This window comes from Paraburkholderia haematera (genome assembly GCF_905220975.1).
GTDB classification, from domain to species: Bacteria; Pseudomonadota; Gammaproteobacteria; order Burkholderiales; family Burkholderiaceae; genus Paraburkholderia; species Paraburkholderia haematera.
Map to the genome: position 1 here is coordinate 131,080 of NZ_CAJNBK010000011.1, position 11,559 is coordinate 142,638.

Sequence of the window (11,559 nt, forward strand, 5' to 3'; positions counted from 1 at the left end):
AGGAGGCGACATGGCATTCGGCGGACTCGAGAAAAAGCAGACGGCAGCGCCGATGGCCGAGATCAACATGACGCCGTTGATCGACGTGATGCTTGTGCTGCTGGTGATTTTTATCATTACCGCGCCTTTATTCACGCACGCGATCCGGCTCGATTTGCCCAAGGTCGCGGCCGCGCCCGCGCGGCAAACACCGCTAACCATCTCTCTTTCAATCGATGCCGCCGGCAAGCTGTACTGGAACGGCAACATCATCACGCTGCAGCAGATGCGCGCGCGATTCGTGGAAGCCGGCAAACAGGCGCAAGCCGACCAGCCGGAGATCCAGCTCAGCGCCGAGCGTTCCACGCGTTACGAGGTGATCGCGCAGGTGATGGGCGCGGCGCAACAGGCCGGGCTTGAGCGGATCGGTTTCGTCACCGATCCGCCGCCGCCGGGGGCGAAACCGTAGCGGTGGCATCTGGCGACCCCGTGCTCCCGCTCAGGCGCAACCCTGTCGTCCCCGCGCACCACGCCGCGCGGCGCACCCGTCCGCGAACGGTATAATCAGCCCTTTCCCCCGCAGAAGGGGAAACGACGCCATTTCATCCAGCAGAGCACCAAAGCGGCCGGTGCGAAAGCACCGAACCCAGCGATCTCATCACACCATGCACGAAAAATACGTTCCCTCCGACGTCGAAGCCGCCGCGCAAGGGCAATGGCGCGCCATCGACGCGTACAAGACATCGGAAACGACTGACAAGCCCAAGTTCTATTGCGTTTCGATGCTGCCGTACCCGTCGGGCAAGCTGCACATGGGTCACGTGCGCAACTACACGATCAACGACGTGATGTACCGCTATCTGCGGATGAACGGCTACAACGTGCTGATGCCGATGGGTTGGGACGCGTTCGGCATGCCGGCGGAAAACGCGGCGATGGCCAACAACGTGCCGCCCGCGCAATGGACCTACGACAACATCGCTTACATGAAGAAGCAGATGCAGTCGATGGGCCTCGCGATCGACTGGTCGCGCGAGGTCGCGACCTGCAGCCCCGATTACTACAAGTGGAATCAGTGGCTGTTCCTGAAGATGCTGGAAAAGGGCATTGCGTACAAGAAAACCGGCACCGTCAACTGGGACCCGGTCGATCAAACCGTGCTCGCCAACGAGCAGGTGATCGACGGCCGTGGCTGGCGTTCGGGCGCGCTGATCGAAAAGCGCGAAATCCCGATGTACTACATGCGTATCACGCAGTATGCGGATGAACTGCTGAACGACCTCGAAGGCCTCGGCTGGCCCGAGCGCGTCAAGATCATGCAGCAGAACTGGATCGGCAAGAGCTTCGGCGTGAACTTCGGCTTCCCGTATGAAATCGACGGCGAACAGAAGCTGCTGCGCGTGTTCACCACGCGCGCCGACACGATCATGGGCGTGACCTTCTGCGCGGTCGCCGCCGAGCATCCGCTTGCCACGCGTCTCGCGAAAGACAAACCGGAACTGCAAGCCTTCATCGAGGAATGCAAGCGCGGCGGTGTGGCTGAAGCCGACGTCGCGACGATGGAAAAGAAAGGCATGGGCACCGGCTTCTACGTCACGCATCCGCTGACGCAGGAACAGGTCGAAGTGTGGATCGGCAACTACGTGCTGATGAGCTACGGCGAAGGCGCCGTGATGGGCGTGCCCGCGCACGACGAGCGCGACTTCGCCTTCGTGAAGAAATACGATCTGCCGATCAGGCAGGTGGTGGCGGTCGAAGGCAAGGAATTCTCCACCGAAGCCTGGCAAGAATGGTATGGCGAGAAGGAAGGTGGTGTCTGCATCAACAGCGGCAAGTACGACGGCCTGAACTACACGCAGGCGGTCGACGCGATCGCCGCCGATCTGAAAGAACTCGGCCTCGGCGACAAGCAGATCACGTGGCGTTTGCGTGACTGGGGCGTGTCGCGCCAGCGTTACTGGGGCACGCCGATTCCGATCATCCACTGCCCGACGTGCGGCGACGTGCCGGTGCCGGAGAAAGATCTGCCGGTCGTGTTGCCGGAAGACCTCGTGCCGGACGGCACGGGCAATCCGCTCGCGAAGTCCGAGGCATTCGTGAATTGCAAGTGCCCGACCTGCGGTGGCGCGGCTAAACGCGAAACCGACACCATGGACACCTTCGTCGATTCGTCCTGGTACTTCTACCGCTACGCGGCGCCGAATGCTTCGACCATGGTCGACGAGCGCACCGACTACTGGGCGCCGATGGACCAGTACATCGGCGGGATCGAACACGCGATTCTGCACCTCTTGTACTCGCGTTTCTGGGCGAAGGTGATGCGCGACATGGGCTTGATCAATTTCGGCGAGCCGGCCAGGAACTTGCTCACGCAGGGCATGGTGCTCAACGAAACCTATTACCGCGAAAACGAAGCGGGTAAGAAGACCTGGTACAACCCGGCCGACGTTACCGTCTCGTTCGACGACAAAGGCCGCCCGGTCGGCGCCGTGCTGAACTCGGACGGCCAGCCGGTGGTACTCGGCGGCGTCGAAAAGATGTCGAAGTCGAAGAACAACGGCGTCGATCCGCAATTGCTGATCGATCAACACGGCGCTGACACCGCGCGTCTGTTCGTGATGTTCGCCGCACCGCCCGAGCAGCAGCTCGAATGGTCCGGTTCGGGTGTGGAAGGTGCGAGCCGCTTCCTGCGCCGCGTGTGGAACTTCGGTCACGCGAACGAAGCAGCGCTGCGCGCGGGCGGCAAGTTCGACGCCGCACAACTTGGCGACGTCGACAAGGTGCTGCGCCGCGAGATCTACAGCGTGCTGAAGCAGGCTGACTTCGACTACCAGCGTTTGCAGTACAACACGGTGGTGTCGGCGGCAATGAAGATGCTCAACGCCCTCGACAGCGCGAAGGGCGCGCAACCGGCGGTGCTGCGCGAGACGTACAGCGTGCTGCTGCGCGTGCTGTATCCGGTCGTGCCGCACCAGACGTTCCAGTTGTGGCAAGAACTCGGTTACGCCGACGAATTCGGCTCGCTGCTCGACGCAGCGTGGCCTAAGGTCGACGAACAGGCGCTGGAACAAGCCGAAATCGAGCTGGTGCTGCAGGTGAACGGCAAGGTGCGCGGCGCGCTCACGGTGGCGAAAGATGCGACCCGTGAAGCGATCGAAAAGCTCGCCGCCGCTCATGATGCGGTCGAGAAGTTTAGCGAAGGCAAGGCGCCGAAGAAGATCGTCGTGGTGCCGGGCCGTCTCGTGAACGTGGTCGTTTGATAGCCCACCCAAACATGACAGCAGACAAGCGCCGGTGCGCATGGCGGCGCTTGCCTATTGCTGCGGAATCTACTGCGAACCAGGAGCCAATGTGACTCGCAGATCGTTATTGACGCTGGTGTGCAGCGTGCTGATGTTGTCCGCCTGCGGCTTCCAGCTGCGCGGCCAGCAGGACTACGCATTCAAACGACTTTATGTCTCCGGCGGTTCGGCAGCGGCCGGCGCGCGGCTGACCCGCCTCGTGCAGGGCGGCAGCGACACGGTGGTGGTCAGTTCCGTCGCGAATGCCGACGCAACGTTGCAGATCACCGAAGGCCGCGGCATCAATACGCTTACGCTGAACTCACTCGGCGTGGTTGAAGAGTATGCGATCAATCTCTCGATGAACTATACGCTGGTCGGTAAGGACGGCACGGTGCTGATTCCGCCAAGCGTGATCGCGCTGAACCGCGCGATGACCTATAGCGACCAGTACTCGCAGGCCAAGGCTGCGGAGGCCGACATCCTGTTCGCGGACATGGAAAATGACGCGATCGACCAGCTTACGCGCCGTCTGTCTCTGGTGCGCTCGCTGCATCCGGCGCCGGGTCAGCAGGTGCCGGGGGTTGCACCGCGCGCGCCGTTGCCGCCGCCGCCGCTGTGAGCGTCACGCTGTGTCTTTGTTTAAATTGCTGTACTTGCACTTGCACTTGCACTTGCATATGCACTCGCTCATGCACGTGTTCAACCTCGCCGATCGTTAGCCATGCAACTGCGACTTGACGCGCTCGAAGCGCATCTCGCGAAGGGACTCGCCGGACTGTACGTCGTGTACGGCGACGAGCACCTGCTCGCGCAGGAAGCGTGCGACCGGATTCGCGCGACGGCGCGTGCGGCCGGTTTTACCGATCGCTCGGTGTTCACCGTCGAGCGCGGTTTCGACTGGAGTTCGCTGCTTGGCGCGAGCCAATCGATGTCGCTGTTCGGCGACCGTCAACTGGTTGAGTTGCGCATTCCGTCCGGCAAGCCAGGGAAGGAAGGCGCGGATGCGCTGAAGGCACTTGCCGCCGCCGTGAATGACGACGTGTTGACGATGATCACCTTGCCGCGGCTCGATGCGGCGACGCAAAAGTCCGCGTGGTTCACCGCGCTGTCCGATGCCGGCGTGGCGCTGAAAATCGATCCGGTCGAGCGCGCGCAGTTGCCGAATTGGGTCGGTCAGCGTCTGGCGGCCCAAGGCCAGCGGGTCGCTGCCGGTGAAGAAGGGCGGCGCGCGTTGGCGTTCATCGCCGAACGTGTTGAAGGCAACCTGCTGGCGGCGCATCAGGAAATCCAGAAGCTCGGGCTGCTATATCCGGCGGGTTCGTTGAGCTTCGAACAGATTCAGGACGCTGTGCTGAACGTCGCCCGTTATGACGTTTTCAAGCTGAACGAAGCAATGCTGGCGGGCGATGTCGGCCGCCTCTCGCGCATGCTCGACGGGCTGCGTGGCGAGGGCGAGGCCGCGGTGCTGGTGCTGTGGGCGGTCGTCGAGGAAGTGCGGACCTTGTTGCGGATCAAGCGTGGTGTCGCGGCCGGCAAACCGCTCGCGATGCTGGTGCGCGAAAACCGGGTGTGGGGTCCGCGTGAGCGCCTGATTGGGCCGGCGCTGTCGCGCGTCACAGAAAGTGCGCTGGAAAAGGCGCTTGCTTTGGCCGCGCGGCTCGATCGACAGGTGAAGGGGCTGTCGGGCGGCACGCCGGGCAATCATCGCAACGATCCACCGCCTGATCCGTGGGACGGTTTGTTCGAACTGGCCATGACGGTGGCTGCGCCGGCGAAAGTGGCACCTGTGCCACCGCCGCGACCTCGCGCCGGAGCAGGTGCCCCAGCACGCAGGCCTGTCTGAGCCATATCGCCAATGTGGCCAGACCCGGTCTGATTCATGCCCAGGTAGCAGCGAGATCGTCACCGTTAGTGCCTTGATGACATCTCGCACTGGGTGCGTTCAACGTGCCCATGCTGCGAGAGCGCAGGCAACACGGGCCGCCCCTCGTCAAGCAAAGCGCCGCTACCCGACTTACAATCGGTTGATCTTTTCGCTAATTCTGCCTGTCCGCCGCACCTCGACGTGCGCGGCGCTATGAGACTCACCATGGATATCGACCAGTACATGACCGACCTCGGCCGCCGCGCCCGCCACGCTTCGCGTGCGATGGCGCGGGCGTCGACGGCCGCCAAGAACGCCGCGCTTGCCGCTGTCGCTCAGGCGATCGAGCGTGATGCCGCGCTGCTGAAAGAAGCCAACGCGCGCGATGTCGCGCGTGCTCGCGAAAAAGGTCTCGACGCTGCGTTTATCGACCGTTTGACGTTGTCGGACAAGGCGCTCAAGACGATGGTTGAAGGTCTGCGCCAGGTCGCTGCGCTAGCCGATCCGATCGGCGAGATCAGCAACCTGAAGTACCGTCCAAGCGGCATTCAGGTGGGCCAGATGCGTGTGCCGCTCGGCGTGATCGGCATCATTTACGAATCGCGTCCGAACGTGACGATCGACGCCGCGGCGTTGTGCCTCAAATCGGGCAACGCGACGATTCTGCGCGGTGGCTCGGAAGCGCTCGAATGCAACACGGCGCTCGCCAGGCTGATCGGCGAAGGGCTGGAAGCCGCCGGCTTGCCGCAGGACGCGGTGCAGGTGGTGGCCACCTCGGATCGCGCCGCGGTTGGCAAGCTGATCACGATGACCGAATACGTCGACGTGATCGTGCCGCGTGGCGGCAAGAGCCTGATCGAGCGGCTGATGAACGAAGCACGTGTGCCGATGATCAAGCACCTCGACGGCATCTGCCACGTGTATGTCGACGACCGTGCGGATCTGACCAAGGCGCTGACTGTCTGCGACAACGCGAAGACGCACCGTTACGGCACCTGCAATACGATGGAAACGCTGCTGGTGGCGCGCGGTATTGCTGCTGAAGTGCTGCCGCCGTTGGGCAAGCTGTATCGCGACAAGGAAGTGGAATTGCGCGTGGACGCGGCCGCTCGCGCTGTGTTGGCGGATGCGGGTGTCGGCCCGCTCGTCGATGCCACCGAAGAAGACTGGCGCACCGAATATCTCGCGCCGGTGCTGGCGATCAAGGTGGTCGACAATCTCGACGCCGCGATCGAGCACATCAACACCTACAGCTCGCAGCACACCGACGCGATCGTCACCGAAGACCACGATCGCGCGATGCGCTTCCTGCGTGAAGTGGATTCGGCAAGCGTGATGGTGAATGCATCGACGCGTTTCGCGGATGGCTTCGAATTCGGTCTGGGCGCGGAAATCGGCATTTCGAACGACAAGCTGCACGCGCGTGGGCCGGTGGGGCTGGAAGGGCTGACGTCGCTGAAATACATCGTGCTTGGGCACGGCGAAGGGCGGCAGTAACGTTTCGTCGCCGGCGCGCTATCGCAGACACTGGGATGGACGCAAGCTCTCCGTTCAGTGCGCCGGTGGCCCCGCTCATTTCCACGCTGACACGCAGTACGAGGACATCTGATGCTTTGGGTTAAAACGTTTCACATCGTTCTGATTGCTTCCTGGTTTGCCGGCCTGTTCTATCTGCCGCGCATCTTCGTCAATCTGGCGATGGAAACGGAGCCTGCCGCCACGGCGCGTCTCTTGATCATGGCGCGCAAGCTGTTCCGCTTCATGACGTTTATCGCGGTGCCGGCGCTCGCGTGCGGTCTATGGCTGTGGCTCGCGGTCGGCATCGGAAGCGGGCAGGGCTGGATTCACGCGAAGGTCGGTGTGGTGGTGTTGCTGATCATTTACCACGCGTATTGCGGCGTGCTGTTGCGGACCTTCGAACGCGGCGAGAATCGTCGCTCGCATAAGTGGTATCGGATGTTTAATGAATTGCCGGTACTGGGGATGCTGGCGGCGGTTGCGTTGGTTGTGATTAAGCCGTTTTAAAAAACGGATATTGCTATTTAATTCGGTTAATCGAGTTTTATTATTTCGCGGCATCTGCTGCCGTGGAAATGCGACTCGCTAGTCGCACCTCGTTTTGAATTTCCTCATCTGATATAAGCCCGAAGCCGTTGGATTTAATCCTGGCTTTGGGGCTTGTCTTCGCCTTCTCAAGATGTTCATCCACATGATCCGCCCGTTAGGAGTTTTCCTAATCTACGTGAGGACCGCGCTCGTCTGCGTGCACCGGATCTGACGACGCGTAGGCTAAGTTCCCTGCGCATCGGGCAGTTCCTACGAATCAAGTCATATTTCTTGTTTTTGAGCGCGGGAATATTCCGTTTTGCTGTAGGTCTTATTTAAGAATCGTCTTATTAAGGAGCGAAATTCCTAATTTTATAGTGGTGCCATCCCGGAAGGATTAATGGGATGGTCCGAAAAGATCCATTGAGACGGCCCTGATTTCAATCCTTCTGAAACCCCAATGACGCGCGCAGGTTCTTCTTCAAACACCTCACGCGGCACTGACCCCGACACCAGATCTTCAGAAGGAAGAAATCATGAATAAATCGTACAAAACCGTTTGGAATGAAACCACCGGAACGTATGTGGCCGCTTCGGAAGTGGCGCGGAGCAAAGGCAAGTCGAGCCGGAATCAGAAGGTGCTGGTGACGGCTCTGCTGGCTGCGGGCGTTGGTTTTGGTATGGCGGTGAAGGCGGAAGCGGCTGCGACGGCGAGTTCGTTTGCGGCGGGCATTTTGGGTACCAACACGAGCGACTCGGCTTGTATTTCTTCGGCCGACGGCGCGACCGTGACCACGAACGGCGATTGCAGCGCGGCGACCCAGCAGGCGGGGATTGTGTCCTACAACAGCAGTGGCACAGCAGGCGCGTATTTCACGGTGACCGATCCGGATACCGCGCATATCGGCGCGGGCGGTGTTGATCAGATGCGGATCACGAATAGTGGTGTGTTCATGCTTAATACGCTTGATATGGGCGGTAAGAAGATCACCAATCTCGCGCCGGGCGCGGTGTCGGCATCGAGCACGGATGCGGTGAATGGAGCGCAGTTGTATGGGGTAACGAGTCTTATCGCGTTCACTGATGGTGTGTCCCCTCTGGGACCTGCAAAAAACACGTATCCATCGCGTTCGCAGTTAGCCTTCGGCGCCGGCGCGACAGTGAGTAACGCTGAAACCACCGCTATCGGCGCCTCGGCGAGCGCTGCTGCAATATACTCCACAGCGGTTGGGGCAAGCGCAAACGCGTCCAATGGTCAGGCTACCGCACTGGGCAACGCTTCGGTGGCTTCAGGTCTGAGGTCCACGGCGCTCGGCTATCGTGCGTCGAGCACTGGGACGGGGAGTGTGGCGATTGGACAAAGTTCAGTGGCAACTTTGGACAACACTGTTTCCGTCGGCAGCAGCACGCTGCATCGCCAGATCGTGAACTTGGCGGCTGGTCAGCAAACCACCGATGCAGTCAACTACGGCCAGCTTCAGGCAGCCGGCCTGAAGGTCGACTCAAGCGGCAATGCAACCAACGCGTTCGTCGCCTACGACGACACGACCGAAGGCAAGGTGACCCTGGGCGGCGCATCCGGCACGACACTGTCGAACGTGGCGGCAGGCGCGTTGTCCGCATCGAGTACGGACGCCGTAAACGGTTCGCAGCTGTATACGACGAATCAGAACGTCGCGCAGAACACTGCGACGATGGCACAAAACACCAGCGATATCGCGACCAACGCCGGCAACATCGCGCAGAACACGACTGATATCGGCACGTTGAACACGCAAGTCGGCGCCATGAATAGCCAGATGGCGGATGTAGTGAAGTACGACTCGTCGGCGCACGACACAGTGGCGCTGGCCGGCGCATCCGGTACGACGCTCACGAACCTGAAAGCCGGCGCGCTTTCAGCATCAAGCACAGACGCAGTGAACGGTTCGCAGCTTTACGCAACGAACACCAACGTGACCAATCTGCAGACCACGGTGAACGGCCTGACCACGGGCAACGCAGGTATCAATTACTTTCACGTGAACTCGGTTAGTCAGGATTCTTTGGCGACTGGCACGAACGCGATTGCGATCGGCACTGGAGCGAGCGCGTCAAATAGTTCTGCAGTGGCGATTGGATCGTCTGCCGATTCGTCCGGCACCAGTTCGATCGCGCTGGGCGATAAGAGCATAGTATCGGGCAACTCCTCGCTGGCGCTGGGGTATAAGACCAAGGCGACTGCCGCCGATGCCGTGGCGATTGGCAGCAACAGTGTTGCCGATACCGCGAATACGGTGTCAGTCGGTGCGAAAGGCGCGGAGCGCAAGATTGTGAACGTGGCAGCAGGCGCAGTATCGGCGTCGAGCACGGATGCGATCAACGGTTCGCAGCTTTACACCACGAACCAGAGCGTCGCGCAGAACACTGCTGCGATCACGCAAAACACCACGGATATCAGCACGATCAACTCGCAGCTCGCCAGCTTGGGTGGCGGCGTATCCGGCGCGGTAGCGTACGACTCGTCCACGCAGGACTCGATCACGTTGGCCGGCGCATCAGGCACGACGATCACCAACCTGAAGGCCGGTGCGTTGTCCGCATCGAGCGCGGAAGCGGTGAATGGTTCGCAGCTCTACACGACAAACCAGAACGTCGCACAGAACGCTGCGGAAATCGCCCAGAACACGAGCGACATTGCGCAAAACGCCAGCGACATCTCGACCAACGCCAACAACATCGCGCAGAACACCAGCGACATCGCCACCAACACCGGCAACATCGCGGCGCTCGATACTCGCGTCACGAACGTCGAAGGTTCGGTGAGCGATCTGGCCAAGCAGCTCAACAGCGGCACGGTGGGTCTGGTCCAGCAGGACGCGTTGACCGGCGATCTGACGGTGGCCGCCGGCACAGGCGGCTCGGCGATCAACTTCGCGGGCGTCGCAGGTGCGCGTCAGCTGTTCGGCGTCGCAGCCGGTACGACCGCTACCTCCGCGGTCAACCTGGGCCAGTTGAGCCCGGTTGTCGCGGCGCTCGGCGGCGGTGCGCAGGTCAACGCGGACGGTTCGATCGTCAGCCCGACGTACCATATGCAAGGCGGCACGCAGACCACGGTTGGCGACGCGCTCGATACACTCGACACCAATCTGTCGTCGCTTGAGACGCAGATCAACAACGGCAGCATCGGCATGGTTACGCAAGACCAGACCTCGCGCGATATTCTCGTCGGTGCGACGACGGACGGCCTGCGCGTCAACATGGCCGGCACGGCGGGTAACCGCGTCGTGACGGGTGTGGCAGCGGGTGCGGTGAATGCGACGAGCAACGATGCGGTGAACGGCGCCCAACTGTATTCGCATGCAGCCGGCACGGCAGCGGCACTCGGCGGCGGTTCGACCGTCAACGAGGACGGCACGATTTCCGCGCCGGTGTACACCGTCGGCGGTACGACGGTGAACAACGTCGGCGCCGCGCTGACGAACATCGACGGCCGCGTGACGCAGAACACCTCCGATATCGCGAGCCTGCAGTCGACCGTCGGCACGATGAGCACGTCGGTTGCGAATGCGGTGCAGTACGACAGCGCCGCTCACAATCAGGTGACGATGGGCGGGTCGGCTGATGCGCCGAAGGTGAAGCTGACCAATCTGCAGGAGGGCGAACTATCGGCAACCAGCAGCGATGCGGTGACCGGCGCGCAGTTGTGGAATACCAACCAGCAACTGTCGGATCTGAGCCAGTCGGTGCAGAACCAGCAGCAAACGGGTAGCGCCGCCATGTCGCTCAACACGGGAGGCGCACCAGCGGCCGTAGCGTCGGGCACCAATGCGGTGGCGCTTGGCGGCGGATCGCAGGCGAGCGGCGAAAACTCGGTTGCTATCGGTGCGGGTTCGGTGGCGGATCAGGCCAACACCCTTTCGGTCGGCTCGCAAGGCAATGAGCGTCGCATCACGAACGTCGCGCCGGGCAAGTCGGCGACGGATGCGGTGAACCTCGGCCAGATGCAGTCGGCCGTGGGTGAGACGGCACGCGCGGCCTACAGCGGCGTCGCAGCCGCCACCGCGCTGACGATGATTCCGGAAGTCGATCCGGGCAAGACACTGGCAATCGGTGTCGCCGGGGCGACCTACAAGGGTTATCAGGCAGCAGCGGTGGGCGCGTCGGCGCGCATCACGTCGAACGTGAAGGTCAAGGTGGGTGCGGGTATCAGCGGCAGCGAAACGACGGTCGGCGCAGGTGCGTCGTATCAGTGGTAAGCGTTGCGTGACGGTCGCGAAAAACGCTGCGCTTGTTTGGCTGCTTTTCGCGAACCTGGCTTGATCAGATAGTTGAGCAGGACAGTGGGCTCCCTTCGGGGAGCCCTTTTTCGTATCGACTGGAGCACCTTGGGCAATCCGCTTGCGC

The 11,559-nt window shown here is 61.7% G+C and carries 7 protein-coding genes; all 7 read left to right on the plus strand.

Features of this window, described 5'->3' with window-relative positions; genetic code table 11:
* Window positions 1–10: 10 nt before the first annotated feature.
* A complete protein-coding gene (locus tag KHO23_RS20255; protein ID WP_211613033.1) occupies window positions 11–448 on the plus strand; it encodes an ExbD/TolR family protein in 438 nt (145 codons plus the stop codon).
* 196 nt (window positions 449–644) lie between these two features.
* Window positions 645–3,239, plus strand: coding sequence for a leucine--tRNA ligase (gene leuS, locus KHO23_RS20260; protein WP_211613034.1), 2,595 nt, complete (start codon window positions 645–647; stop codon window positions 3,237–3,239).
* 91 nt (window positions 3,240–3,330) lie between these two features.
* Window positions 3,331–3,882 carry an LPS-assembly lipoprotein LptE gene (locus KHO23_RS20265; RefSeq protein ID WP_211613035.1) on the plus strand — a complete coding sequence of 184 codons (552 nt, stop codon included), beginning with the start codon at window positions 3,331–3,333 and terminating at the stop codon, window positions 3,880–3,882.
* A 102-nt stretch (window positions 3,883–3,984) separates the two neighbouring features.
* The gene (holA, locus tag KHO23_RS20270) at window positions 3,985–5,106 is read left to right on the plus strand and encodes a DNA polymerase III subunit delta (protein WP_211613036.1); all 1,122 of its coding nucleotides are present in this window, start codon (window positions 3,985–3,987) and stop codon (window positions 5,104–5,106) included.
* Window positions 5,107–5,352: 246 nt separating this feature from the next.
* Entirely contained in the window at window positions 5,353–6,624 is a 1,272-nt protein-coding gene (locus tag KHO23_RS20275) for a glutamate-5-semialdehyde dehydrogenase (RefSeq protein ID WP_211613037.1), read from the plus strand.
* A 111-nt stretch (window positions 6,625–6,735) separates the two neighbouring features.
* Window positions 6,736–7,152, plus strand: coding sequence for a CopD family protein (locus KHO23_RS20280; protein ID WP_120289555.1), 417 nt, complete (start codon window positions 6,736–6,738; stop codon window positions 7,150–7,152).
* Window positions 7,153–7,709: 557 nt separating this feature from the next.
* On the plus strand, window positions 7,710–11,411 hold the full coding sequence (locus tag KHO23_RS20285; RefSeq protein WP_211613038.1) for a YadA-like family protein: 3,702 nt from the start codon (window positions 7,710–7,712) through the stop codon (window positions 11,409–11,411).
* The last annotated feature ends 148 nt before the right edge of the window (window positions 11,412–11,559 follow it).

Coding starts and splice junctions, on each gene's coding strand:
- KHO23_RS20280 (WP_120289555.1), top strand. CDS start 6,736: ATGCTTTGGGTTAAAACGTTTCACATCGTTCTGATTGCTTCCTGGTTT.
- KHO23_RS20255 (WP_211613033.1), top strand. CDS start 11: ATGGCATTCGGCGGACTCGAGAAAAAGCAGACGGCAGCGCCGATGGCC.
- KHO23_RS20275 (WP_211613037.1), top strand. CDS start 5,353: ATGGATATCGACCAGTACATGACCGACCTCGGCCGCCGCGCCCGCCAC.
- holA (WP_211613036.1), top strand. CDS start 3,985: ATGCAACTGCGACTTGACGCGCTCGAAGCGCATCTCGCGAAGGGACTC.
- leuS (WP_211613034.1), top strand. CDS start 645: ATGCACGAAAAATACGTTCCCTCCGACGTCGAAGCCGCCGCGCAAGGG.
- KHO23_RS20285 (WP_211613038.1), top strand. CDS start 7,710: ATGAATAAATCGTACAAAACCGTTTGGAATGAAACCACCGGAACGTAT.